Annotated in this window: 23 protein-coding genes; 10 read left to right on the top strand and 13 right to left on the bottom strand. The window is 68.4% G+C overall.

The genetic code is table 11. The features are described 5' to 3' along the window. Positions 1–96 precede the first annotated feature (96 nt). On the top strand, positions 97–1,071 hold the full coding sequence (locus G6N58_RS19095) for a 2-hydroxyacid dehydrogenase (RefSeq protein WP_115277650.1): 975 nt from the start codon (positions 97–99) through the stop codon (positions 1,069–1,071). 7 nt (positions 1,072–1,078) lie between these two features. Here the strand turns inward: G6N58_RS19095 and G6N58_RS19090 are convergent, their stop codons facing one another. From G6N58_RS19090 to G6N58_RS19075, 4 genes are all read right to left on the bottom strand, one after another. Further along, positions 1,079–2,005, bottom strand: coding sequence for a LysR family transcriptional regulator (locus G6N58_RS19090; RefSeq protein ID WP_115277651.1), 927 nt, complete (start codon positions 2,003–2,005; stop codon positions 1,079–1,081). Between the two features lie 66 nt (positions 2,006–2,071). Next, the gene (locus G6N58_RS19085) at positions 2,072–3,337 is read right to left on the bottom strand and encodes a glucarate dehydratase family protein (protein ID WP_172545054.1); all 1,266 of its coding nucleotides are present in this window, start codon (positions 3,335–3,337) and stop codon (positions 2,072–2,074) included. Continuing rightward, a complete protein-coding gene (locus G6N58_RS19080) occupies positions 3,334–4,263 on the bottom strand; it encodes a 5-dehydro-4-deoxyglucarate dehydratase (RefSeq protein ID WP_115277653.1) in 930 nt (309 codons plus the stop codon). Before G6N58_RS19080 ends, G6N58_RS19085 begins: the two co-directional genes overlap by 4 nt. Before the next feature lie 30 nt (positions 4,264–4,293). Further along, on the bottom strand, positions 4,294–5,850 hold the full coding sequence (locus G6N58_RS19075; protein ID WP_115281414.1) for an aldehyde dehydrogenase (NADP(+)): 1,557 nt from the start codon (positions 5,848–5,850) through the stop codon (positions 4,294–4,296). A gap of 214 nt (positions 5,851–6,064) precedes the next feature. Here G6N58_RS19075 and G6N58_RS19070 point away from each other — a divergent pair, with 214 nt between their 5' ends. Together G6N58_RS19070 and G6N58_RS19065 are read left to right on the top strand one after the other, a co-directional pair. Further along, positions 6,065–7,297 carry an acyl-CoA dehydrogenase family protein gene (locus tag G6N58_RS19070; RefSeq protein ID WP_115277654.1) on the top strand — a complete coding sequence of 411 codons (1,233 nt, stop codon included), beginning with the start codon at positions 6,065–6,067 and terminating at the stop codon, positions 7,295–7,297. Continuing rightward, positions 7,298–8,419 carry an acyl-CoA dehydrogenase family protein gene (locus G6N58_RS19065; protein WP_115277655.1) on the top strand — a complete coding sequence of 374 codons (1,122 nt, stop codon included), beginning with the start codon at positions 7,298–7,300 and terminating at the stop codon, positions 8,417–8,419. A 1-nt stretch (position 8,420) separates the two neighbouring features. Here the strand turns inward: G6N58_RS19065 and G6N58_RS19060 are convergent, their stop codons facing one another. Further along, positions 8,421–8,885 (bottom strand): YbaK/EbsC family protein, encoded by a 465-nt coding sequence (locus tag G6N58_RS19060; protein ID WP_172544960.1) that lies wholly within the window; start codon positions 8,883–8,885, stop codon positions 8,421–8,423. Between the two features lie 195 nt (positions 8,886–9,080). On the opposite strand from G6N58_RS19060, the gene mgtE reads away from it, so the two are divergent. Further along, positions 9,081–10,463, top strand: a complete 1,383-nt coding sequence (gene mgtE, locus G6N58_RS19055; protein ID WP_435406133.1) for a magnesium transporter — start codon at positions 9,081–9,083, stop codon at positions 10,461–10,463. A gap of 5 nt (positions 10,464–10,468) precedes the next feature. On the opposite strand, the gene G6N58_RS19050 is transcribed toward mgtE, so the two are convergent. The 3 genes from G6N58_RS19050 to G6N58_RS19040 all read right to left on the bottom strand — a co-directional run bounded on the left by G6N58_RS19050 (position 10,469) and on the right by G6N58_RS19040 (position 13,558). Then, entirely contained in the window at positions 10,469–11,848 is a 1,380-nt protein-coding gene (locus tag G6N58_RS19050; RefSeq protein ID WP_115277657.1) for an HNH endonuclease signature motif containing protein, read from the bottom strand. Between the two features lie 75 nt (positions 11,849–11,923). Continuing rightward, a complete protein-coding gene (locus G6N58_RS19045; RefSeq protein ID WP_147289295.1) occupies positions 11,924–12,181 on the bottom strand; it encodes a hypothetical protein in 258 nt (85 codons plus the stop codon). Between the two features lie 135 nt (positions 12,182–12,316). Beyond that, on the bottom strand, positions 12,317–13,558 hold the full coding sequence (locus G6N58_RS19040) for a cytochrome P450 (RefSeq protein WP_115277659.1): 1,242 nt from the start codon (positions 13,556–13,558) through the stop codon (positions 12,317–12,319). A gap of 74 nt (positions 13,559–13,632) precedes the next feature. Between G6N58_RS19040 and G6N58_RS19035 the strand changes: the two genes are divergently transcribed. Then, positions 13,633–14,196: a TetR/AcrR family transcriptional regulator gene (locus tag G6N58_RS19035; RefSeq protein WP_083230652.1), complete on the top strand. Its 564-nt coding sequence runs from the start codon at positions 13,633–13,635 to the stop codon at positions 14,194–14,196. Here the strand turns inward: G6N58_RS19035 and purU are convergent. The 3 genes from purU to G6N58_RS19020 are packed head-to-tail and all read right to left on the bottom strand — an operon-like array spanning position 14,193 to position 16,637. After that, complete coding sequence (purU, locus tag G6N58_RS19030) at positions 14,193–15,131, bottom strand: formyltetrahydrofolate deformylase (protein WP_232067932.1); 939 nt, start codon at positions 15,129–15,131, stop codon at positions 14,193–14,195. The two genes, G6N58_RS19035 and purU, sit on opposite strands and share 4 nt — an antisense overlap. Beyond that, positions 15,128–15,844 (bottom strand): DUF899 domain-containing protein, encoded by a 717-nt coding sequence (locus G6N58_RS19025; RefSeq protein ID WP_115277660.1) that lies wholly within the window; start codon positions 15,842–15,844, stop codon positions 15,128–15,130. Before G6N58_RS19025 ends, purU begins: the two co-directional genes overlap by 4 nt. A gap of 31 nt (positions 15,845–15,875) precedes the next feature. Continuing rightward, complete coding sequence (locus tag G6N58_RS19020) at positions 15,876–16,637, bottom strand: hypothetical protein (protein ID WP_068916174.1); 762 nt, start codon at positions 16,635–16,637, stop codon at positions 15,876–15,878. Between the two features lie 55 nt (positions 16,638–16,692). Between G6N58_RS19020 and G6N58_RS19015 the strand changes: the two genes are divergently transcribed. Further along, positions 16,693–17,058, top strand: coding sequence for a nuclear transport factor 2 family protein (locus G6N58_RS19015; protein WP_115277661.1), 366 nt, complete (start codon positions 16,693–16,695; stop codon positions 17,056–17,058). Positions 17,059–17,074: 16 nt separating this feature from the next. Continuing rightward, entirely contained in the window at positions 17,075–20,341 is a 3,267-nt protein-coding gene (locus G6N58_RS19010; protein ID WP_115277662.1) for an ATP-binding protein, read from the top strand. On the opposite strand, the gene G6N58_RS19005 is transcribed toward G6N58_RS19010, so the two are convergent. Together G6N58_RS19005 and G6N58_RS19000 are read right to left on the bottom strand one after the other, a co-directional pair. Then, positions 20,283–20,945, bottom strand: coding sequence for a hemerythrin domain-containing protein (locus G6N58_RS19005; RefSeq protein WP_115277663.1), 663 nt, complete (start codon positions 20,943–20,945; stop codon positions 20,283–20,285). The two genes, G6N58_RS19010 and G6N58_RS19005, sit on opposite strands and share 59 nt — an antisense overlap. A gap of 78 nt (positions 20,946–21,023) precedes the next feature. Next, positions 21,024–22,283, bottom strand: a complete 1,260-nt coding sequence (locus tag G6N58_RS19000; RefSeq protein ID WP_068916170.1) for an alpha-hydroxy acid oxidase — start codon at positions 22,281–22,283, stop codon at positions 21,024–21,026. Between the two features lie 114 nt (positions 22,284–22,397). Between G6N58_RS19000 and G6N58_RS18995 the strand changes: the two genes are divergently transcribed. From G6N58_RS18995 to G6N58_RS18985, 3 genes are read left to right on the top strand one after another with little or no spacing between them, the layout of a single operon-like run. Next, positions 22,398–22,916 carry a nitroreductase family deazaflavin-dependent oxidoreductase gene (locus G6N58_RS18995; protein WP_115277664.1) on the top strand — a complete coding sequence of 173 codons (519 nt, stop codon included), beginning with the start codon at positions 22,398–22,400 and terminating at the stop codon, positions 22,914–22,916. A gap of 11 nt (positions 22,917–22,927) precedes the next feature. Continuing rightward, positions 22,928–24,031: an NAD(P)-dependent alcohol dehydrogenase gene (locus G6N58_RS18990; RefSeq protein WP_172544961.1), complete on the top strand. Its 1,104-nt coding sequence runs from the start codon at positions 22,928–22,930 to the stop codon at positions 24,029–24,031. Between the two features lie 43 nt (positions 24,032–24,074). After that, complete coding sequence (locus G6N58_RS18985) at positions 24,075–24,296, top strand: hypothetical protein (protein WP_115277666.1); 222 nt, start codon at positions 24,075–24,077, stop codon at positions 24,294–24,296.

The raw sequence follows: 24,296 nt of genomic DNA, 5'->3' as shown, positions 1-24,296 counted from the left end.
TTATTCACCTTCAGCAACAATTGATGCTATTTCCGTGTTGGACAGGTATCCGCGGGCACACTTAACGTCGCTAGTGACACTTGGAGGAGAACTGCCGTGACCAGCCCTGGCCAGACCCCTGCCGCCGTCCTGCAGGTCGGCCCGCTCAAGCCCTCGCTGCAGGACACCCTGCACACGTCCTACGGCGCGTCAGTGCTCCCTACCGACCCCGCCGAGCGGGCAGCGTTCCTGGCCGCGCACGCCGAGGATGTCACGGTGGCCGTCACCTCCGGACGCACCGGCGTGGACGCCGCGCTGATCGACGCACTGCCCCGGTTGGCGGCCATCGTGAACTTCGGCGTCGGGTATGACACCACCGACGTCCACGCCGCCGGCGCCCGCGGCATCGCGGTGAGCAACACCCCGGATGTGCTGACCGACTGCGTGGCCGATACTGCCGTGGGGCTGATGATCGACACCCTGCGCGGATTCTCGGCTTCCGACCGCTTCGTCCGGGCCGGGCGCTGGCCGGCGGGCAATTACCCATTGACCCGGCAGGCCAGCGACACCAGAGTGGGCATCATCGGGCTGGGTCGGATCGGTAGCGCCATCGCGCACCGGCTGACAGCGTTCGGTTGCGCGATCTCCTACCACAATCGCAGGCAGGTCCCTGATTCGCCGTTCACGTACGTGGGCTCGCCGCAGGAACTCGCCGCGGGGGTCGACGTCCTGGTGGTCGCGGCCGCCGGCGGCTCGCAGACCCGCCACCTCGTCGACGCCGCAACGCTGGCCGCACTGGGGCCGCACGGCTATCTGATCAACGTCGCGCGCGGCAGCGTCATCGACGAGGACGCCCTGGTGGCTGCCCTGGTCGACGGACGGCTCGCCGGCGCGGGACTGGACGTCTTCGCCCACGAGCCCGAGGTCCCCGAGGCGCTGCTCGGCCTGGACAACGTGGTGCTGCTGCCACACGTGGGCAGCGCCACGGTGCAGACCCGGGCCGCTATGGAGGATCTGACGCTGCGCAATCTGGACAGCTTCCTGACCTCCGGCGAACTGGTGACCCCCGTCCCGGTCCCGTCGGGGGTCTGAGGCCCGCTCAGGAGAAGGTGTCCTCCACCAGATCGTCGGTGGTCCACTCTCGCGGCGGCAGCACATCGCGCAGCAGGCGCAGAAGCGCGGGATTCGTGCTGTCGCTGCGCCACACGGCGTCCAGTTCGACGGGACGCTCACGGAACGCACCGATGGACCGGAAAGCCACGCCGTCGGGATGCAGCGTCGCGGCCGAGGCGGGGACCAGCGCGATTCCGATCCCGGAGCGGACCAGCACCAGCATGGTGTGCACCTGGGTCACGTACTGGACGTAGTTCGGGGTCGCCCCCGCAATCGTGAACGTGCTGATCAAGAGCTCGTTGAAGTACCGCGCCTGCACCGGCGAGTACATGATGACGTCCTGGCCGTCCAGGTCGGTCAGCGTGAGTTGACGCGGGAGGTCGGCCAGCGGATGGCCGACAGGGAGCGCAGCCAGCAGTCGCTCGTGCAGCAGGGGGCGAGACACCAGCCCGGGACGCTTGAGTGGTGGCCTCGCCATGCCCAGATCCAATTCGCCGGTCATCAGGCCCTCGATCTGCGCAGAGGTGACCATCTCCCGGAGTTCCAGGGTGACGTCGGGCAGGTGGGCGCGGGCGCTGTCGAGCAGTCGTGGCAACACGGCGTGCGCGGAGGCTGCGGTGAACCCGATGACGACAGTCCCGAGGTCGCCTGCGGGCACCCGTTTGACGGTCAGCGCCGCCCCTTCGGCCAGCTGGACGATGCGCCGCGCGTCAGGCAGAAAGGCCACGCCCGCGGGCGTCAGCGTCACCGAGCGGGTGGTCCGGTCGATCAGCTGCACCCCGAGTTCGGTCTCCAGTTGCTGGATCTGCCGAGACAGCGGGGGCTGCGTCATATGTAGACGCTCAGCCGCGCGGCCGAAGTGCAGCTCTTCGGCGACCGCGATGAAACACGACAGTCTCGCCAGCGAAAACACCGATGCACTCCTTGTATCACCGACCGGCCGCACAGACCGGTTGGCGAATCAGTGTACGGAGCAGTGCTACCAGCGCGGGCTGATTGCCTCGAATGCCGGGTCGATGCTGCGCATGTACCCGGTATCGTCCCGGTCGCGGATACCGCATCGCAGGTACTGCTCGTGCAGTGCCGCCAGGGCGTCCTCGTCGATCTCGACACCCAGCCCCGGTGTGGTGGGCAGCGCCACCGCCCCGTCGCGGATCGTGAGCACACCCGGCTTGACCACATCTTCGGTCTTCCACGGCCAGTGCGTATCGCAGGCGTAGGTCAGGTTGGGTGTGGCGGCCGCCAGATGCACCATGGCGGCCAGGGAGATGCCGAGGTGGGAGTTGGAATGCATGGACAGGCCCAGCCCGAAGGTGTCGCAGATGCCGGCCAGCAGGCGTGAGCGCTGCAACCCGCCCCAGTAATGGTGATCGGAGAGAACAACTTTCACCGCACCGGCAGCCACAGCCGGCGCCAGCTGATCAAACGCCACCACACACATGTTGGTGGCCAACGGCATGGGCGCCTGCTGGGCCACATCGGCCATCCCGTTGATCCCAGGGGTCGGGTCTTCCAGGTACTCGAGGATGCCGGCCAGGCCGGTGGCCACCTTGACCGAGGTCTGCGGTGTCCACGCGGCGTTGGGGTCCAGTCGCAGAGGGTGATCCGGAAACGCCCGGTGCAGCGCCTCGATGGCCGCCATTTCTTCTTCGGGCGCAAACACCCCGCCCTTGAGCTTGATCGCGCTGAAGCCGTACTCGCCGATCATGCGCCGGGCCTGCGCGACGATACCCGCGGGATCCAGTGCCTCACCCCAGGAATCCGGTTCACCGCCGGGATGGGCGGCCCACTTGTAGAACAGGTAGGCACTGAACGGTACGGCGTCACGTACCGCGCCGCCGAGCAGGTCGGACACCGGCCTGCCGGTCGCGCGCCCCTGCACGTCCAGACACGCCACCTCGAACGGCGACAGTACCTGATCCACCGCACTGGCGGAGGTGATCATCCCCGCGGTGCCGACCGCGGCGTCGTCCCCACGCAACCGCTCGGCAATGGCCGCGCGGATCGTGTTGAGCGCAAAGACATCCGATCCTGTGATGGCTTCGGCGGCCGCGTGCAACCGGGCCAGGTGCCGGGTGTCGGCATAGGTCTCCCCCAGCCCGACCAGACCGGCGTCGGTGTCGAGCTGGATGATGGCCCGCAGTGCGTAAGGCTGGTGCACACCGACGGTGTTGAGCAGAGGCGGGTCGACGAATGCGACCGGGGTGATGCGCGCGCCGGTGATCCGGATCGGACCCGACATCAGCGCACCGCGGCGAGGTGGTCGGCGAGCACCGCCCGGCCGGACTTGAGCAACGCGGCCAACGCAGCGACGTCCTCGGGCGCCGCATCCACCAAGGGAGCCCGTACCGGCCCGGCGTTGATGCCCTCCATGGTCACGCCGGCCTTGATCAGGGAGACGGCGTAGCCCGGGACTGTATCCCGCAGGCGCACCAGGGGATGGAAGAACTCACGCAGCAGCGCGGCGGCCACGGTGTCGTTGCCGCTTTCCAGGGCCTCGTAGAAGGCGAGCGCCAGCTCAGGAGCGAAGGCGAAGGTGGCCGACGAATACAGGGTGACGCCGATGGCGCGGTAGGCCTGCTGCGACACCTCGGCGGTGGGCAACCCGTTGAAGAACTGGAACGGTTTGCCGGACTCGGCCAGCGCGTCGGTGACCGCACGCACGATGCGGCCCACCATGTCGATGTCGCCGGTGCCGTCCTTGAAGCCGACGACGTTGGCGATCTGCGCCACCTCGACCGCCGAGGCTTCGGTGTAACGGGCGTTGGCGCGGTTGTAGACGATCACCGGCAGCGTGGTGGCAGCGGCCACCTCCTTGGTGTAGGCCACCAGCCCGGCCTGCGGCATGGACACCAGATACGGCGGCAGCAGCAGGATTCCGTCAGCACCCGCGGACTCCGCTGCCTTGGCGAACACCTTGGCCTGGGCCACCGAGCCGCCGGCGCCGGCGTACACCGGAACCCGGCCCGCCACCGCCTCGACAGCGGTGCGGACCACGGCGGCGAACTCCCCGGACTCGAGGGCGTGGAATTCACCGGTGCCACAGGCGATGAAGACACCACCCGGGCCGGCGTCGACACCCTTGGCGACGTGCGCCGCGAGCTTGTCGAGGTCGACGTCGCCGGCCGCGGTGAAGGGGGTGACAGGAAAGAACAGAACGCCGTCCAGCATGGTGGAGTCTCCTAGAGGATGGTGGGTGTGTCAGTCTTGGGTGAAGCGGCCGTCGATGAGCCGCCAGAGGTGATCAGGGTTGCCGTCGGCAATAGCGCTGGGCAGCAATGACTTCGGGACGTCCTGGTAGGACACCGGCCGTAGGAAGCGCTCGATTGCCTTGGCGCCCACCGACGTGGTGCGCGAATCAGAGGTGGCCGGGAAGGGTCCGCCGTGCACCATCGCGTAGCCGACCTCGACGCCGGTGGGCCAGCCGTTGAACAGGATTCGTCCGGCCTTGAGCTCCAGCACCGGGAGCAACCGGGCCGCTTCTGCGGTGTCGGAATCGTCGGCGTGCACGGTGGCGGTGAGCTGGCCTTCCAGTTTGCTTGCCACCGAGGCCACTTCGTCGGCGTCGGCGCAGCGGATCACCAGGCTGGAGGCGCCGAACACCTCGGCCTGCAGCACATCTGACGCCAGGAAACCGGCTGCGTCGGTGGAGAACAGCGCGGCCTGGCAGGCGGTCGAACTGTCCGCGGCCTGGCCCCGGGCCAGGACGTCGGCAGCGCCCTCGAGGTCACGGACCCCGTCGGCATAGCTCTTGGCGATGTTCGGCGTGAGCATCGGGGTGGGCGCCGCCTGCGCCAGGGCCTCGGTAGCCGCGGCGACGAAGGTGTCGAGGTCCGGCCCATCGACCGCGATCACCAGGCCGGGGTTGGTGCAGAACTGTCCGGATCCCATGGTGAGCGAGCCGACGAAGGCCGCACCCAGTTCGGCGCCGCGTGTGCTCAGCGCGCCGGGCAGCAGGAACACCGGGTTGATGGAGCTCATTTCGGCGTAGACCGGGATCGGTTCGGGGCGGGCGGCGGCGGCAGCCACCAGAGCTGTTCCACCGGACCGGGATCCGGTGAATCCGACGGCCTTGATCCGGGCGTCCGTCACCAGCGCGGTGCCGAGCTTGCGTCCCGAGCCGAACAGAAGGGAGAAGGTTCCGGCAGGCAGACCGGCATCGGCGACCGCCTTGGCCACGGCGCGTCCGACCAATTCTGAGGTGCCGGGGTGGGCGTCGTGTCCCTTGACCACCACCGGGCATCCGGCGGCCAGCGCGGACGCAGTGTCGCCGCCGGCCACGGAGAAGGCCAGCGGGAAGTTACTGGCGCCGAACACTGCGACCGGGCCCAGCGGCACCGTGCGCTGCCGGATGTCGGCGCGCGGGGCGGGGGTGCGCTCGGGCAGCGCCGAGTCGATGCGGGCGCCGTTCCAGCTGCCCTCGCGCAGCACGGCGGCGAACAGGCGGAGCTGACCGCACGTGCGGCCGACCTCGCCGGTGATGCGGGCATGCGGCAGACCGGTTTCGGCGACGGCGCGGGGAATCAGCACCTCGGCGGCGGCCTCGATATTGGCGGCGATGGCCTCCAGGAACTTCGCGCGCTGCGCCGAGGTGGTGGCCCGGTACGGCCCGAAGGCCTCGGCTGCAGCCGCGCACGCCGCCTCCACCACAGCGAGGTCGCCGTGCCGGTAGGCGGGCTCCAGCGCCGTTCCGGCTGCGGGGTCGAAGCCGCGCACCTCTGTTCCCGCTCCCGTGACCATCGTTCCTGCGACGATCATCTGGCCGGTCAGGGTCTGGGTGTCCGTCTCGGAGGCAAAGGTAGTCACGTCGACCACGGTAGGCGGGGCACCAATTCCTGTCCAAGACTCTTTTTGCCACCAAAAATGCCGAAATTGCATCAATAGAGGATTTGATCAAATCTGGGACGCCGCCGTATATTCGACCCACCAAGCAGTTGACCGGTGCGCCACCAAACCCTGTCAAAGGACATCCATGGACCTGGAGTGGTCAGACTCCGATCTCGCCTTTCGCGACGAGGTGCGCGCGTTCCTCGATGCGAAGTTGACCCCGGACCTCCGCCGGGCCGGGCGCCTCATGACCAGCGTCTACGCCGATCACGAGGCCAGCATGGCGTGGCAGGCGGTCTTGCATGAACGCGGCTGGGCCGCGCCGGCCTGGCCGGTCGAGCACGGCGGGTGTGACTGGACGCTGAACCAGCACTACATCTTCAGCCGGGAATCCACGCTGGCCGGGGCGCCCACGCTGTCGCCGATGGGCATCAAGATGGTCGCGCACGCAATCATCCGCTTCGGAACCCCCGAACAGAAGGACTTCTTCCTGCCCCGCATCCTCACCGGCGAGGTCTTCTTCTGCCAGGGTTACTCCGAACCCGAATCCGGGTCGGATCTGGCGTCACTGCAGATGGCCGCCGTCTCCGACGGTGATGATCTGGTCTGCACCGGATCCAAGATCTGGACCACCCATGCCCGCGAAGCCAACTGGATGTTCGCGCTGGTGCGCACCTCGCGGCTGGAACGCAAACAGCAGGGCATCACGTTCGTGCTGATCGACCTGGACTCCCCCGGTGTCGAGATCCACCCGCTGGTGATGACCTCGGGCGAAGAAGTGCAGAACCAGGTGTTCTTCGACGCGGTGCGGGTGCCGAAAGCCAATGTGCTGGGCCGCATCGACGACGGGTGGACCGTCGCCAAGTATCTGCTGGAGTTCGAACGCGGAGGCGGCGCTACCGCGCCGTGGTTACAGGTGATGGGCGAGGAGATCGCGACCGCTGCCGCGGGCCAGCCCGGGCCGACTGGGGGACGGCTGATCGATGATCCGTCGTTCGCGTTGAAATTGGCCGACGCCCGCATCCGTACAGAGGTCCTCGAAATCCTGGAGTTCCGCACCCTGGCCACCGTGGCCGAGGGCAAGAACCCGGGTCCGGCGTCGTCCATGCTGAAGGTGCTCTCCACCGAACTGAGCCAGACGCTCACCGAGCTCGCTCTGGAAGCGGCGGGCCCCCGCGGGCGCGTCTATCAGCCGCACGCCACCGCCCCCGGCGGCCCGGTGACCGAGTACGACCCACCTGATGACGGCTACACCAGCGGTGAGGCCTGGCAGGCGGTCGCTCCGCTGAAGTACTTCAACGACCGCGCGGGATCGATCTACGCCGGCAGCAACGAGATTCAGCGCAACATCCTGGCAAAAGCGGCATTGGGGCTGTAGATGAACTTCACGCTCAGCGACGAACAAGAACTTCTGCGCAGCGGGCTGACCAAATTCCTGGCCACCCGCTATGACCTCGAAAAGAGCCGGGCCGCAGCCAAATCCGGGCCCGGTTGGCAACCGGAGATCTGGCGCGGGTTCGCGCGAGAGCTGGGCATCCTGGCCGCGACCCTGCCGGAGGACGCCGGCGGCCTGGGCGGCGGGCCCGTGGAGGCCATGGTGATCACTGAGGCGCTCGGCTACGCATTGGTGATCGAACCGTACATCGACACCGTGGTGGTGGCCGGCGGGCTCCTGCAGCGTGCGGGCGGCGCCCGCGCGCGGGCTGTCCTGGAAGCGATTGCCGATGGCACCGCGGTGGTTGCCCTGGCGCTGACCGAACCCGACGCCGGTGACGACCTTGCGGCACTGTCCACCACCGCCGAGCGCGATGGTGACGACTGGGTGGTCACTGGCTCCAAGGTCGTCGTGCTCAGCGCCCCCCTTGCCACCCACCTGCTGATCGCGGCGCGTGCACCCGACGGGGTGTCGTTGTTGCTCACCGAGTTCGACGCGGCCGCTCCCCCAGCCGGTGTGACGGTCCATCCTTACCGCACCATCGATGACCGCCGCGGCGCCGATCTCGAGTTCGCCGGTCTGCGTCTGCCCGGTGACGCGCTGCTGGGCGAGGCGGAGGCATCGCTACTGCGGGCCCGCGACGAGGGTGCGGCGGCGGTGGTGTCCGAAGCCGTCGGCGGCATGCGCAAGGTGCTCGACGACACGGTTGAATACTGCAAGCAGCGCCAGCAATTCGGTCAGCCGATCGGCAGTTTCCAAGTGCTGCAGCACCGCATGGTGGACATGTACATGGAACTCGAGCAGGCCGTGGCCGCTGCGTATCTCGCAGTGCTCAACCTGGACGCCGAACCGGAACAGCGTGCCCGAGCCGTGTCCGCCGCCAAGGCGACCGCCGGCCGCGCGGCCAGGTTCATCGGGCAGAACGCCGTGCAGTTGCACGGCGGAATGGGCATGACCGAGGAGCTGGCCATCGGCCATTACTTCAAGCGGCTCACCGCGATGCAGTACGAATTCGGCACCACCGCAGCACACCTGAGCCGCTACGCCCAGCTCGCCGCGCCGTGAGTCAGCGGACCTGAGCTTCCCGTCCCGCGGTCAGCGCCAGTAGCTGGGGGTAGGTCAGGGGCATCACCGAGTCAGCGGTCCCGGCAGCTGTCCACACCACCGGATATTGCGCCAGGGTGCTGTCCACGATGGTGCGTAGCGGGTGGGGATGGCCCGCGGGCGCAACGCCGCCGATCACCTGTCCGGTGGCCTGACGTACCAGCGCCGCGTCCGCTTTGCGGATCGAGGTGGTGCCGAGTGCCGCAGCCAGTACCTCGGTGTTCACCCGCGCGGCGCCACTGGCCATCACCAGCAGCGGTTCACCGTCGCAGTCGAACACCAGGCTGTTGGCGATGGCGCCGACCTCACAGCCCAGCTGTGCCGCGGCCGCCGCCGCCGTCTTGGCGTCGGCGTCCAGGATGACGATGTTCGACGGGATGCCCGCGGCCGCCAGTGCAGCCGCGACCCGGGCGTTTCGTTCGTTCACGGACTCAGAGATATCACCATGACCGGTGCAGTCTCACCAGGCCGTGCACCAAGCCCTCCGGGATCCTGCCATCACGCTGTAGGCCACAGCGATTAACGCTGGATGAACGGCGCCGTCTGCCGTTTGGTCACCGAGATTTGATCCCCTAGATTTCCTGGCGCATCCGCTGAGTGCACCAAGTGTCGAGGAAAGGGGATGTTGATGGCGGCCGAGAACACGAGCAGGCTCCGTCTGAACGACGCGCTCGCCTCCGAGGACACGGTGGCCGTGGCCGACTGGCTACAGGCGGTGGACGATCACAGCGAGCGTGCGTACCAGGTGGCTGGGTTGTCCCGGTCGCAGATGCGCAGGCTCGGCGGACTCCTGGACTCTGAGAGCGGCATCGAACTCTACAAAAGTGTCGATGACCAGCTGGCCGCTGACGTGCTACGCCAGCTGCCCGCCGCGCGGGTGGCAGCGTTTCTGGACCTCCTGGATTCCGACCATGCGGGCAACGTGATGCGTGAGGTAGATGACCGCACCCGCGAGGCCTGGCTCTCCGCGCTGCCGCTGCCGCGCGCAAGGGTTCTCCGCGACCTACTCGCCTGGCCCAAGCACAGCGTCGCCGCGCACATGGTGCCGGAGACCTTGACAGTGGGACCGGCGATGACAGCCGCCACTGCGGTCGACGAAATCCGCGGACATGCCGCGCGGGTACGCAGCGATTCGCGCACGGGCGCCTACATCTTTGTCACCGATGACGACAACCGGCTGGTGGGTGTGGTGCCGTTCCGCAATCTGGTGCTGGCCGGCGCCGACAGTACCGTCGAGAACCTGATGGAGACCGACGTCCTTGCGCTCTCGCCGCTGACCGACGAGGAGGAGGCGGCGAAACTGCTCATCGATCACCGGTTGGTCGCGCTGCCCGTCGTCGACGCCGATCGCCGACTCCTCGGTCTGCTCACCGCCGACGATGCGGCCGACATCGCGGAGGAAGAAGCCACGGAGGACGCCGAAAGGCAGGGCGGCTCAGCCCCATTGGAGGTGCCGTACCTGCGTGCTTCGCCGTGGCTGCTATGGCGCAAACGGATCGTCTGGCTCCTGGTGCTGTTCGCTGCCGAGGCCTACACCGGCACCGTACTGCGGGCGTTCGAGGAAGAACTGGACGCAGTGGTGGCCCTGGCCTTCTTCATCCCGTTGCTGATCGGCACCGGCGGCAACACCGGCACCCAGATCACCACAACTCTGGTGCGCGCCATGGCCACCGGCCAGGTGCGCTTTCACAACGTTCCGGCGATCCTGGCCAAGGAGATGTCGACCGGCGTGATGATCGCGCTGGCCATGGCGGCCGCGGCGGTGATCCGTGCGTGGACGCTGGGCGTGGGGGCGGAAGTCACCCTGACCGTGACACTGTCGGTGGCCGCCATCGTGTTGTGGGCCTCCTTCGTAGCATCGATCCTGCCGCCGCTGCTCAAGAAGTGCCGGGTCGACCCTGCGGTGGTGTCCGCACCGATGATCGCAACCATCGTCGACGGCACCGGCCTGCTGATCTACTTCACGATTGCGAAGATGACGCTGTCCCAGCTGGCGGGACTGTAGGCGGATCACGGGTCATCGCCGGGGTCGATGATCCGTTCCGGGTGGTGGATGTTGTTGGTGCGGGACTGGCCGCAGTCGAGGTGTGGCGGCGGGATCCATTCGGTGACACCATCCTCGGGGCGATTTCTTGTGGTCCAGCCGGTGGTCTCGACCATGCGGTTGTTCGGACCGCAGGCCAACGTCAGGTCGTCGATGTCGGTGCGGCCGCCGTCTTTCCAGTCCTGGTTGGCGTGATGCACCTGGCAGCGGTAGGCGCTGGCGGTGCAGCCGGGCATGGTGCAGCCCCGGTGCTTCGCGAGCAGCATCAGTCGCTGGGCCAGGGTGGCGGTCCTCTTGGCGCGGCCCAGGTGCAGGGGCAGGCCTTTGCCGTCGAATAGGGCCAGCCAGGGCCTCGAGTGGGCGGCGAACTTCAGGACATCGGCGATGGGCAGCAGCGTGCCGCCGGCGGTCAACCCGTGCCCGGTGCCCTTCTCCAGATCGGTGAGACTCACGGTGATCACCACGTTCGCCGGTAATCCGTTGATGGTCCCCGTCGGCTGCGTGGTGAGCATCCGCTTGCACAGAGCCAGCAGCGCATCGTGATACCGCTTGCCCGTGGTGCGGGTGTCATTCCGCTTCTGCTCCTCCGACGGTTCACCCTCGAGGCAGGGATTCTCATCAGCCGGGTTGCACATCCCCGGGGCGGCGTTGCGCTCCAGCAACGGCTCCAGGGTGGCCCACGCCTCCGGCGTCAACAACCCTTCGAACGGGCGCATCCCGTCCGGGCGCTGCTTACCCACCCGGATATAAGCCAGGGCCTGGCGGTCCTCATCGGAGAGCTCCCCGTCCTGGTTCAACAGGTACAGCATGTGCGCTGCGGCCTTGCGGAACGCCTCAGGCCCCAGCTCACAGGCATGCTGGGCCAGTTGTTCTTCGACATTCTCCCGGGTCTGAAAATCCACGAACCCGGGCAGCTCACGGAAAAACCACCGCACATGCTTGATGTGCTCGGCGCCGATCAACCCCAGGGCCTGACCGCGCGCGAAGGTGGGCATGGAGGGTGCCATCGGTTCACCGGTCAGCGAGGTCCGCGGCCCCAACGACGCCGCCTCATCCAACCGGCGGCGCGCCTCAGAGCTGGAAATCCGCAACCGCTGCGACAACACCGCGGCGTAACTCTTGGCACCCAACGAGACCGGTGAACTCTGAGACGTGATCCGCTGATACACCCGATGATCGAGCACCGGCTGCGCACGAGCGACAGCTTCACGACGCTGCTGCAGCGCCAACAACTCGACATCGGAGAACGCGTCGATCGACAGCCGATTCATCCGGGCGGTCAGCTCTTCCATCTGGGTCAGGGCAGCCAGCATCGCCTCGCGATCGGCGACAGCTGACGTTCCCATACATCGAACATACGTGCGACTACCGACAAGAATCAGCGTGATGTGACACCAGATACGCAAGTGACACAGGGGTTTTCAGTGCGCCGCCGCACCCGCCACCACGTCAGCGCATGCCCGTTCAAAAGCTGCCCACTCCGCACTGGTCGGCCGCCCTGGCCTGTCGGCAACCGCGTCAGGACCGACCGCAAGACCTGGGGCGACATCGGACAGCAGGCCGATGAGCTTGTCCATCTGGCCCAACGGGCTCTCTTCGAAGCTCTGAAAGATGCGTCCCTGCGGCCAGTCCCGCGCTGCGGTGATGCCTTTGCCCACGTCGAGGTCGGGCCGCGTCAAGCATCCGACACCCTGCCCAGTGGTCATAGTGCAGTCTCCACTGGCCGTTTTCGATCGCCACAAAATTTGCCCGGTTTCCCATGGCGGGGGTCTGCGCCGACTCGTGAGATCGCCGTGTTCCGTCATCCACAGCCATCACCGGTAGGCGACCTGCAGCTCCTTGATCCCGTTGATCCAGCCCGAGCGCAACCGCGTCGGCTCACCCAGCACGGTGATGTCGGGCACCAGGTCAGCGATGGCCTCGAAGATGAGCCTGATCTCGGTGCGCGCCAGGTTGGCTCCGATGCAGTAGTGGACTCCGTTGCCGCCGAACCCCAGATGCGGATTGGGGCTGCGCGTGATGTCGAACTCGAATGGACGGCCGAAGACGTCCTCGTCGAAATTGGCTGAGCTGTAGAACAATCCGACTCGTTGCCCGGCGCGCACGGTGACCCCGCCGACCTCGGTGTCGGCCAGGGCGGTGCGCTGGAAGCAGTGCACCGGCGTCGCCCACCGGACGATCTCGTCGACCGCGGTGACCGGTCGCTCACGCTTGAAGAGCTCCCATTGCTCCGGGTGCTGGGCAAACGCGAGCATGCCGTGCGTCATGGCATTGCGCGTGGTTTCGTTGCCGGCTACCGCCAGCAGGATGACGAAGAAGGCGAACTCCACCTCATCGAGAGAGTCACCGTCGACGTCGGCCTCGATGAGCCGGGTCACGATGTCATCGGCGGGATTACGTCGGCGTTCCTCGGCCATGGCATACGCGTACCCCATCAACTCCGCGTTGGCCGCGGCCGGATCCACGTCGTTGAACTCAGGATCGTCGGTGTTCATGATCGAATTGGTCCAACTGAACAGCTGGCGCCGGTCGGCGTCCGGCACCCCGATGAGGTCGGCGATCGCCGCCAGGGGCAACCCCACAGCGATGTCGTCGACAAAATTGCCCCGCTTCTTGGCTGCGGCGGTGGCCACGATCTCTCGGGCGGTGCGTTCCAGCCCCTGCTCCAGCGCGGCAACGGCACGCGGAGTGAACAGCCGCGACACCAGCTTGCGCAGCCGGGTGTGCGACGGGGGGTCGTGATTGACCAGCAGCGCCTTGGTGAGGTCCAGCTGGTCGGCGGTCACACTGTCCGGTAGCCGCATCACCGCGCCTTTGGCGTTGGTGGACCACACCTCACCGTCGCGCGAAATCTGTTTGATGTCAGCATGTTTGGTGATGACCCAATACCCGTCGTCACCGAAGATCGACGACCCCGGGGGCTGATGGTTCCACCACACCGGTGAGGTACGGCGCAGCTCGGCGAATTGCTCGACCGGGACGCCGTTCTCCAACACTGCCGGGGACGTGAAGTCGAAGTTCTCGCCGAAGCGCGAGGAGTCGTCGGTGACCGTCATCGCGTTCCCTCCGTAGGACCGCCCGGATTTTCTGGACAGGTGTATGAAATCTTTCTAGCAGCTAGTCTGTCAACGTGTCCAGCGACGCCATCGCAACGCGGAAACGCGACCGCCGCCCCGAGCAGACCATCCGCAAGGTGCTCGACGCCGGACTCGAAGAACTGCATCAGACCTCGTTCAATGCGCTCACGATGCGCATGGTGGCCGCCAGGGCCGGCGTCTCACCGGCCAGCGCCTACACCTACTTCCCCTCCAAGAGCGCGCTGGTTGCCGAGATCTACCTGCGCCTGCTCCGCGGCACCGGGGTGCACACGGACGTCAACCAGAGCACCCGGCAGCGGGTCAGCACGACACTGCGTGAGATGGCGCTCGTCGTCGCCGACGAACCCGAACTGACCAACGCCTGTAGTGCGGCGCTGATGGCCGATGACCCCGCTGTGACGCCCATCAGAGAACAGATCGGCGCGGAGGTGATCGCCCGCATCCAGGCCTCCCTGGGTCCCGGCTGGCCCCCCGAGGTGGTCACCACCCTGCTGATGACGTTCGCCGGAGCCCTGATGACCGCACGGTTCTTGTCCTTCGACCAGATCGCCGACCAACTAGACTCCGCGGTCGGCCTGGTGCTGGGAGAGTCCTAGAAGACGACTGTCTGGTTGCCGTACCGGATGATCCGGTCCTCGCAGTGCCACAACACGGCTCTGGACAACACCGCCCGCTCCACGTCAGCGCCCAGGCGCACCAGATCGGAGACGCCGTGCCGGTGGTCGACCCGAACCACGTCCTGCTCGATGATCGGGCCCTCGTCGAGATCCTCGGTGACGTAGTGCGCGGTGGCGCCCACCAGTTTCACCCCGCGCTCCCTGGCCCGCCGGTACGGCGCCGCGCCGATGAACGCAGGCAGGAACGAGTGGTGGATGTTGATCACCGGGCAGCCGACCGCAGCGAGGAACTCCGGGGTGAGGATCTGCATGTACCGGGCCAGCACCACCAGGTCGACATTGCCCTGCAGCAGGCCGAGCATGCTCGTCTCGGCTTCGGTGCGAATGTCCTTGTGCGCCGGTACATGGATGAACGGGACGCCGAACGGCCGTACCTGATCGGCGAGGTCGGCGTGGTTGGCGATGACGAAGGCCACCGACATGTCCAGCTCCCCGCGGCGGTTGCGCCACAGCAGATCCAGCAGACAGTGGTCCTCACGCGACGCCAGGATCGCGACCCGCTTCGGGCGCGAGGCGTCGGTGAGGGTGAAGTCGATCTGGAACGGCCCGGCCACCTCGCGGGCGAAGTTCTCCCGCAGTTCGTCGCGCGCAGCGGTCAGACCGGACAGATGGAAGATGGTGCGCTGCATGAAAATTCCACCCGACTGCTCGGTCGCGTGCTGGTCCAGCGAGATGATGTTGGCACCGACCCCGGCAAGGAACGAACTCACCGCAGCCACCAACCCGGAGCGGTCGGCGCAGCGCAGCAGCAGGCGGCCGATGTCTTTGTTCGCGTAGGCCCCCTCGGTGGGTGGGAACTGCTGTCGGAGGTCGGTGTCGTCGACGGCCATCAGCAGAGCCTGCCATGCCGTCACCGTCCAGGCGCGTCAGCTCCGTACGCCGCGGCGATCTCGGGGCTGTCCAGCCAGCCTGAGTAGGTGGGGCGGCTGGGCCACCCGTCGGGGGAATCCAGCCACTCCTCCTGTCGCCCCCAGGGCAACACGTCGATGAGGGCGAAGGCGTGGCTCAACTGTTCGGTGCCCCGGCCGTTGGTGTGCCAGGTGCGGTAGACGGTATCGCCGTCGCGCAGAAAGACGTTCACCCCGAAGCCCTCGCCCGGGCCGGCGTCGACGTCGGCGCCGAAAGAGCTCTGCGCCGACGAGTACCAGTCCATCCGGTTGCCCACCTTCTCCCGGTAGGCCAGGGCCTCGTCGATGGGCCCGTTGGTCACGATGACGAACCGGGCGTCGTAGTTGTCCAGGAACTCCAGGCGGGTGAACTGCGAGGTGAAACCGGTGCAGCCACCGCACTGCCACTGCGCGCCGTCGGTCCACATGTGGTTGTAGACGATCAGCTGGTGGCGCCCCTCGAAGATGTCGGCCAAGCTCACCGGTCCCTGCGCCCCCTGCAGTGTGTACTCCGGCATCTCGACCATCGGCAGCCGCCGCCGCTGGGCGGCGATGGCGTCGAGTTCGCGGGTGGCCGCCTTTTCGCGGCGACGCAGGTCAGCCAGCGCACTGCGCCAGGTGTCCACATCCACGACAGGCGGCAGGGCGGTCACTTTGTCTGTTTCAGATTCTGCGGTCATACCCCGTACCGACCGCTCCCATAGCGGAAACTCATCGCCTGCGGGACGACGCGGAGGTCTCCACCGCGTGGTCGGAGAGCCAACGGCGCCCCGCCTTCGCGGCCCGCGACAGTGCGCCGAGCTCCCCGAAGTAACTCGCGACGGCGCCGACGGCGGGCAGCATCCCCAACCACCGGAACGGCGCACGCGGGTGCGGGCGCCTGGCCACCTCGTCGCCGATCGAGTTCAGTAACCCGGCCAGCTTCCACAACGCCTTGGCCACCCCCGCAGCCGACCGCTGGACCGGTTCTGCCGGCGGCTCGTCTGCGGGTGGTTCCGCGGAGACCAGTGTCCGGTTGCACAGCACCTGGGCCAGCATCCGGACCTGGATATCTCGATCGGTCACCCCCATCTCCCTGGCCACGGCACACAACACCACGGCCTGGTTGACGAAGCCGAGCAGGTCCTGCACCGGCAACTGCCTCGCCAGCACGCCGAGGAACCCGGGAAAGGCCACCGCGACGTTGTTGACCGCACCGACCCGCCTGACCCACCAGTTGATGCGGGCATCGAGGTCCATGTCGTCCCACGCCAGCGTGCCGGGGACGTCGGCGGCATTGAGCACCCAGCCGATGCCGTCGGCGACCCGATCAAGCGGCCCGGCCTCCTCACCGTCACGGGGTTGGCGGCGTTTCAGGCTCGCCGGGTCGCTGTCCCACAGCACGTCGAGGATCGGCCCGATGATCCGCACCGCGCGATGCAGGGTGCCGGCGATGTCGGCGTCGTCGATCGGGGTGCTCGGCAGGAGGTTCACCCCGCCATGATGACCCGTCTGCGAATTCGGTAAACCGGATGGGTACTCGCGGTAGATGAGTGTCTTCGATTCATTGCTGGCCCTCGAGCGCGCCGGCTGGGACTCCCTGTGTGACGGATCCGGCTCCCGGTTCTACGGCGAGCTGATGCTGCCCGACGGGGTGATGGTCCTGGCCAACGGCATGGTGATGGACCGCGCCACCGTGGTGGACGCGCTGGCCCAGTCGCCACCGTGGCGCACCTACGAGATCCGCGAACCCCGGCTGATCGACCTCGGTGAGGCCGCCGTCCTGACCTACGTCGGCGTCGGGTATCGCGAGGGTGAGTCACCGGCGTTCACCGGAGCCATGTCGAGCGTCTACCACCACCGCGACGGGCAGTGGAAGCTGGCGCTGTACCAGCAGACTCAAATCCCACACTGACTTATTCTCATCGGCGATGAGCGACATCCGGATCACCCTGTTCGGCCCGTTGACCGTCCGGGTGGCTGGTGCGGTCGTCGAACTCAGGGGCCCGCAGCCGCGGGCTGTGCTGGCCCGGCTCGCGGTGGCGGCCGGTGCGGTGGTGTCCACCGACCGCATCATCGACGACATCTGGACGGCCGAACCGCCGCCGAAAGCCCTGGGCGCGTTGCAGGTCCACATCTCCAACCTGCGCCGGGTCCTGGAGCCCTCCCGCGAGCGCCGCGCGCCGGCCCGGGTGCTGGTGAGCTCGCCGCCGGGGTACGCACTGCGGCTGCCGCCCGACGCCGTCGACGCCTGGGAGTTCGAGGCGCTGCTGCGGGCCGCCGACGCGGTGAGCGAGCCCGCCGAGCGGGCCCGCCTGCTGCGCGCGGCCCTGGACTGCTGCACTGGCGCCGTGCTGCCCGAGTTCGCCGACACCGACTGGGCCGCGACCGAGGCCACCCGGTTGGCCGGCCTGCGGGCCGGCGCCGTTGAGCAGCATGCCGCGGTGAGCCTCGAACTCGGCCGCGAAACAGCCGTCATCCCCGAGTTGGAACGCCATCTCGCCGAGGATCCGCTCCGGGAGGAGGCAGTGCGCCTGCTGGCCCTCGCGCTCTACCGGGCGGGCCGGCAGAGCGCCGCGCTGGCGCACCTGCGCGCGGCCCGTGAGCGGTTGGCCGATCAGCTCGGTGTCGACCCGGGGCCCGCGTTGCGGACCTTGGAGGCCAAGATCCTCGACCATTCGGACGACCTGCTGGGCGCCGTGCCGCGACCTGCGCTCGCGGTGGCGCAGCCGCCGGTGGCCGCACCGCGCCACCACGCGACCCTGGTCGGTCGCGCCGGCGAACTGGGCCGCCTCGACGCCGCTGCCGAGGCGGTGACCCGACACGGCCTGCGGGTGGTGTGGGTCGGCGCCGAATCGGGGGCGGGAAAGACCACGCTGGCCGACGTCGTGGCCGACCGGCTGTCGACACGGGGGTGGGCGGTGGCGCGAGGACGCTGCCCGGAAGTCGACGGCGCTCCCCCGGCGTGGGCGTGGGCCGAAGTGGCGCAGGCGCTGGGTGATCCGGCTCCGGCGGTGGGATCGGCGTTCGCGCTCGCCGCGGACGTAGCGGCTGCGGTACGGACCGTATCGGTGCCGCTGCTGGTGATTCTCGACGATCTGCACCGCGCCGACGGCGCCACCCTGCAGTTGTTGCGCAGCCTGGCCCACGATCTGGCGCAGCGCCCGGTGCTGGTGCTGGCTGCCTACCGCCCCTCGGAAGCGGGACCCGATCTGGCCGCCACCTGGGCGGCACTGGCGGCGGTCACCGTCGAGCGGCTCGAACTCGGCGGATTGAGCCGCGACGGCATCACCACGTTGGTACGCGACCACGCCCCCGGATTCGACCGCGACCCCGGTGTGATCGACCGGCTGATCGAACGCACCGGCGGCAATCCGCTGTTCGTCACCGAATTCGCGCGGCTGCTGGCAGCCGAGGGCGCTGGGGGCACCGCGACCGTGGTGCCGGCGGGTGTACGAGACGTACTGCGGCGCAGGCTGTCCCGACTTCCGGGTGCGGCCAGAACGGTGCTACAGCAGGCCGCGGTGCTGGGCCGCGAGACCGACGTTGACCTGCTGTTGACCGTCACCCGCCGCGACGAGGACGAGGTGCTCGACGGTCTCGAGGCGGCCGTACTGGCCGGGTTGCTCGACGAGCCGTCGGTGGGACGGGTGCGCTTCACCCACGCCCTCGTGCGCGACACTCTCTACGAGGACACTCCGGCGCTGCGCCGCGCCCGGTGGCACGCCGCGGCATTGGCCGAACTGCGTCGCGCACCCGCACCCGACATCGCGGCCCTGGCCTATCACGGGCTGGCCGCCGCCACTCCGGCCACCGCTGCCGACGCCGCCGGGTTGGCCCACGCCGCAGCACAGCAGGCAATGGCGCTGAACTCCCCCGCGGAGGCCATGACACTGGCCGAGGCGGCGCTGCGCATGACAGACCTGTCCGGCGACGCCGTGCCGACCACGGAGCAGATCCGCATGCTGATCCTGCTGACGGCGGCCGCCGCACAGGGTGGTGCAGCCACTCGCGCGCGTCCGGCCCGGGCTCGCGCCGTGGCCCTGGCGGCCGGGGACCCCGAGCTGCTCCTGGCCGCGCTGACGTCCTACCGCGCCCCGATCTCGTGGACGGTCAACGGATTCGACAACGACGACACTGCCATCGAGCCTGCGCTGCGGCAGGCGCTGGTGGATTTCCCGGACGCCGACCCGGCGATGCGGGTCTGGCTGTATGTCGCGTTGATCTTCGAGAAGGAAAATGACGCTGCCGCCTACGGCATGGCCGAGGTGCTCGAATGGTCGGAGCGGGCCCTCACCCTGGCCCGCGACTGCGGCGCCCCGGTGGCGCTGTGTGCGGCACTCAACGCGCGGGCCTACCTGGCGCTCGGCCCCGACCTGGCCGCAGAGCGGGAACCGCTTGTCGCCGAACTGCTCTCGGTGGCACAGCAGCACAGCTTGCTCGGCTACGAGGCGCTGGCACACTGGTTTCTGTTCCTGTGCGCCTCGGCGCGCACCGACCTGTCCGAGGCCATCCGGCAGGCCGATCTGGCGGTGGAACGGTCCACCAGCGGGCAACTCGCGGCGCTGGTGCAGGTGGTGGCTGTCTACCACGCGGTGCTCTGCGTACTGGCGGGCCGGCTCGACGAGGCCGAGCAGGAGTACCGCCGGGTGGCTGCGCAGATGATCGAGACCGGGATGTCCAACGCCGCCGAGGCCGCAATCGTGTTCGAACTGGTGCTGGCGTTTGCCCGGGACGATCTGTCCGCACTGGCCGACGTCATGCTCGGGGTGCACGGGGTGTACCCGGATGCGATGGTCGAAGCGCTGGTGCTCTGCCTGCTGGACGCCGGGCGCGGCGACGAAGCCGAAACCTGGTGGGCCAAGCGAGCTCCCGTGCGCCGCAACTACTACTGGCTGGCGCGGATGGCACTGTTGGCCCGGGCGGCGGCCCGGATGGGCGACGTGGACGCGTGCGCCGCGGCGTACGACGAACTGGTCCCGTGGGCGGGCCGGATCGCCGGAATCGACTCCGGGTCGGTGGCTTTCGGCACCGTGGACGAGGCGCTGGCGGTGCTGGCCGACGCACTGGGTCGGCCAGCCGACGCTGCCCGGCACCGCGCCGGCGCCGACGCGGTGCGGGCGGCCACCGCCGCGTCGCTCAGCTCCAGATGGCCCGCTCCATCCGGCGGTAGCGGGGACGCACCAGGGCAAGCATGACGTCGATCATCGGTCCGGCGTCTTTCTTGAGGGCGGCCATCTCGTCCGGCGTCACCGCAGCCGCGATGCGTGGCAACTCGAAAGACATGCGCGCCCGCCGGCGGATCCGCGCCTCCACATCACGCCAGTCGGCGGCCGACAGATAGCGACGGATCACCGGGAAGGTGTCGCGCTCCTCCTCGGCGATGTGTTCGGTGAGCATGGTGCGCATCTCCACCAGCCGGGCCGCGACCACCGCAGCGGTGCGCTGGGTGGGATCGGTACCGAAGACGTCGACGGCGACGCGCAGGCCCTCCAGCTTGGGGCCCAGCGCCTCGTGATCCTCGGTCAACGGAGCCAGGTCGACGTGCGAGCCGGCCCGCGATTCGATGACGGGCCAGAGGATGTCGTCCTCGGCGTGGTGGTGATGGTGGATGGATTCGCCCATCAGCCGCAGATACCGGACCACCGCCCGCACGCGCCGGGCGGTGATCGGCACACCACCGTCGGCCATCGCCATCGCGACACCGGTGGTGCGGTCCAGGTCGCGCAGCATCACCCGGTGGGCGATCTGCATGCCGAGCACATCGGGCTGGGACGGCGTGGTGGTGGCATCGGCGGTCATGCGGTCTCCTGACGACAGTGGGGTTTCGATGCCCCACTGTCGCCGGGCCCGCTTGTCGTGGACTTGTCGCCGGCTTGGTCAGCGGCTTGTCAGGACCGCCGCGGCCTGCGAACGCGGCACCAACCGCACCAGCTGGGTCACGTGCTCGGGGCCCAGTTCCTCCAGCGAGCACACGCCGAGCAGGCGCATGGTGCGGGCGATCTGGCCGCTGACGATCTCGATCATCTTGTCCACACCAGCCTCGCCGCCGGCCATCAGGCCGTACAGGTATGCGCGGCCCAGCAGCGTGAAGCGGGCGCCCAGCGCCACCGCGGCCACCACGTCGGCGCCCGACATGATGCCGGTGTCGACCAGGATGTCGTACTCCGAACCCACCTCCCTGGCCACCTCGGGCAGCAGGTGGAACGGGATGGGCGCGCGATCGAGCTGGCGCCCACCGTGATTGGACAACACGATGCCGTCGACGCCCACCTCGGCGACCTTCTTCGCGTCGTCGAGGCTCTGAATGCCCTTGACCACCACCTTGCCCGGCCACTGGTCGCGGATCCACCGCAGGTCGTTGAAGTCCACGGTGGGGTCGAACATCGAGTCCAGCAGCTCTCCCACCGTGCCCGACCAACGGTCCAGCGACGCGAACGACAACGGCTCGGTGGTCAGGAAGTCGAACCACCACCACGGCCGCGGGATCGCGTTGACCACGGTGCTCATGGTCAGCTGGGGCGGCAGCGAGAAGCCGTTGCGCTTGTCGCGCAGCCGCGCCCCGGCCACCGGCACGTCGACGGTCACCAACAGGGTGTCGAAGCCGGATTTCGCCGCGCGCTCCACCAACGCCATGGACCGGTCGCGGTCCTTCCACATGTACAGCTGAAACCAGTTGCGGCCGTGGGGGTTCGCAGCCTGGACGTCCTCGATGGCGGTGGTTCCCATGGTGGACAGCGAAAACGGGATGCCGGCCCGGCCGGCAGCATGGGCACCGGCGATCTCGCCTTCGGTGTGCATCATCCGGGTGAAGCCGGTGGGTGCGATGCCGAACGGCTGCGACACCGGCGCACCGAGCACGTCCCATCCGGTGCAGACCTCGGCGACGTTGCGCAGGATGGACGGCGTGAACTCGATGTCCTCGAAGGCCTGCCGGGCCCGGGCCAGTGAGATCTCGGCCTCGGCGGCGCCCTCGGTGTAGTCGAAGGCCGCGCGCGGCGTGCGGCGCTTCGCGATCGCCCGCAGGTCGTAGACGGTCTGCGCCTTGTTTAGCCGGTTCTGCTTGAAGTCCAGGCTGGGCTTTTTGAACTGCAGCAGGGGGGCCAGGTCGTGAGCCTTGGGGAGCTGACGCTTGATCATCACTTCATCCTCGCTGGGGCCGGGCCGGAAATCACCCGATTCGCATGTGGTCCGACCACACTATCGTGTGGCCCGACCACACTCAAGAGGTCCGGCGTTCCTATAGTCGCGACCATGGGCATTCCTCACGTGGATCCGACGGCCGGCTCGCCACTGCTGAGAGTCGGCGCCCGGGTCACCGGCACCACACCGGGTCGCTGGCTGGCCCGCCGCGTGGCCCCGCGCATCGACCCGACCCTGCTGCGCATCTCCCGGGGCCGCGTCTCCTCCGCCCTGGTCACGCCCGAACTGCTGTTGCAACACCGGGGTTCGAAGACGGGCCGAACGCGCACCACCCCGTTGACCTACTTCACCGACCACGGCCGCGTCATCGTCATCGCGTCCAACTACGGCGGCTCCCGCCACCCCGCCTGGTACTACAACGTGCTGGCCAACCCGCACGTGACCATCAGCGCAGGCGGGTACACGGCACCGTTCACAGGCATCGAGGTCACCGGCACAGAGCGCGACCGGCTCTGGGACCTGGCGGTCGGGTTCATCCCGTCGTACGCCGACTACGAGCAGCGCGCCGGGAACCGCCGCATTCCGGTGCTGGCCTTCACCGAGGAGACGGGCGACCCAACCAACCGGTAGGGTGGCTGCCCGTGACATCCGGTCGTGTAGCTCTCCTGGAATCCGTCGGAGCCCCCTTGACGATGGCCGAGGTCGAATTCGGGCCGCTGGTCGCCGACGAGATCCTCGTCAAGATCGCCGGCGTCGGCATCTGCCACACCGACCTGACCGCGCTGCACGGCGCCCTCCCGCTCCCGCTGCCCGCGGTGCTGGGGCACGAGGCGTCCGGCGTGGTGGTCGAGACCGGGCCCGAGCCGAGCGCGCTGTCGCCCGGCGACCACGTGGTGGTGAGCTTCGAGTCCTGCCGTGACTGCCGACAGTGCCGTTCGGGTCACCCCGCCTACTGCGCGCGCTTCGCGGCGCTGAACTACCGAGGGGTGCGCCGCGACGGGAGCACCACCATGACCCGGGCCGGTGCACCCGTGCATGGCAACTGGTTCGGGCAGTCTTCCTTCGGCACGCACGCTGTGGCGAGCGCCCGCAACGCCGTCAAGGTCGATCGATCGCTGCCTCTGACGATGCTCGGCCCGCTGGCCTGCAGCCTGCAGACCGGCGCGGGCGCCGTGCTGAATGTGCTGCGACCGCATCCCGGTGACAGCATCGCCGTCTTCGGCCTGGGCGCGGTGGGGCTCAGCGCCGTGATGGCCGCCAAAGTCGCCGGGTGCACCAGCATCATCGGCATCGACACCAACGCCGAGCGCCTGTCCGTCGCCGCCGAGTTGGGCGCCACCCACGTGATCAACCCCGCCGAGGTCAGCGACGTGGTGGTGGCCGTGTTGTCGGCCAGCCCGCGGGGCGTCGACCACAGCGTCGACGCTGTGGGTCTCAGTTCCGTTGTGCAGCAGGCGGTCTCAGTGCTGCGCTCACCGGGAACCTGCGCCACCCTGGGATTGCAGGGGCCGTTCAACGACACCACGATCAACCAGGGTCACCTGTTGATGGGGCGTTCCCTGACCGGGGTGATCGAAGGCGACGCCGATCCACAGACCTTCATCCCGGAGTTGGTGACGCTGTGGGGGGACGGCATGTTCCCCTTCGAGCGCCTGGTTGCCACCTACCCATTCGAGGCCATCAACGACGCGCTGGCCGACATCGCGGCGGGCACGGTGCTGAAACCGGTCATCATCTTCGATTGACCGCCGATGTTCCACCCGCCGATGTCCGGGTACCCGAGCACGCATGGCAGAGATGTGGAGCGTGCAGATCGGCGAAGTCGACAACCCGGGCAACACGGGTGTACCGCCGGTGCCCACCCGCGTCTACGACGGCGACGAAGACGGGGCCAGGGAGGCGTTCGAGGAATGGTCGGCCAAGGCCACCGAAGGCGACTACCGCTATGTCCTACTGCGGCGCACCGGCGAGATCGTCGAGGTCTGGGGCACCCCGCCTGCGGTGGCGTGA

It is taken from the genome of Mycolicibacterium tokaiense, assembly GCF_010725885.1.
In the GTDB taxonomy this organism is placed as follows: Bacteria; Actinomycetota; Actinomycetes; order Mycobacteriales; family Mycobacteriaceae; genus Mycobacterium; species Mycobacterium tokaiense.
Note: the sequence above shows the minus strand (reverse complement) of the source record. Positions and strands in the feature narration are given on the sequence as shown.

What these genes read in the sequence shown, in the direction of transcription:
- G6N58_RS18995 (WP_115277664.1), top strand. Translation starts at nt 22,398, where the DNA reads ATGGGCATTCCTCACGTGGATCCGACGGCCGGCTCGCCACTGCTGAGA.
- G6N58_RS19000 (WP_068916170.1), bottom strand. Translation starts at nt 22,283, where the DNA reads ATGATCAAGCGTCAGCTCCCCAAGGCTCACGACCTGGCCCCCCTGCTG.
- G6N58_RS19005 (WP_115277663.1), bottom strand. Translation starts at nt 20,945, where the DNA reads ATGACCGCCGATGCCACCACCACGCCGTCCCAGCCCGATGTGCTCGGC.
- G6N58_RS19080 (WP_115277653.1), bottom strand. Translation starts at nt 4,263, where the DNA reads ATGCTGGACGGCGTTCTGTTCTTTCCTGTCACCCCCTTCACCGCGGCC.
- G6N58_RS19070 (WP_115277654.1), top strand. Translation starts at nt 6,065, where the DNA reads ATGGACCTGGAGTGGTCAGACTCCGATCTCGCCTTTCGCGACGAGGTG.
- G6N58_RS19040 (WP_115277659.1), bottom strand. Translation starts at nt 13,558, where the DNA reads ATGACGGTCACCGACGACTCCTCGCGCTTCGGCGAGAACTTCGACTTC.
- G6N58_RS19015 (WP_115277661.1), top strand. Translation starts at nt 16,693, where the DNA reads ATGAGTGTCTTCGATTCATTGCTGGCCCTCGAGCGCGCCGGCTGGGAC.
- G6N58_RS19025 (WP_115277660.1), bottom strand. Translation starts at nt 15,844, where the DNA reads ATGACCGCAGAATCTGAAACAGACAAAGTGACCGCCCTGCCGCCTGTC.
- G6N58_RS18985 (WP_115277666.1), top strand. Translation starts at nt 24,075, where the DNA reads ATGGCAGAGATGTGGAGCGTGCAGATCGGCGAAGTCGACAACCCGGGC.
- G6N58_RS19050 (WP_115277657.1), bottom strand. Translation starts at nt 11,848, where the DNA reads ATGGGAACGTCAGCTGTCGCCGATCGCGAGGCGATGCTGGCTGCCCTG.
- mgtE (WP_435406133.1), top strand. Translation starts at nt 9,081, where the DNA reads ATGTTGATGGCGGCCGAGAACACGAGCAGGCTCCGTCTGAACGACGCG.
- G6N58_RS19010 (WP_115277662.1), top strand. Translation starts at nt 17,075, where the DNA reads ATGAGCGACATCCGGATCACCCTGTTCGGCCCGTTGACCGTCCGGGTG.
- G6N58_RS19075 (WP_115281414.1), bottom strand. Translation starts at nt 5,850, where the DNA reads ATGATCGTCGCAGGAACGATGGTCACGGGAGCGGGAACAGAGGTGCGC.
- G6N58_RS19065 (WP_115277655.1), top strand. Translation starts at nt 7,298, where the DNA reads ATGAACTTCACGCTCAGCGACGAACAAGAACTTCTGCGCAGCGGGCTG.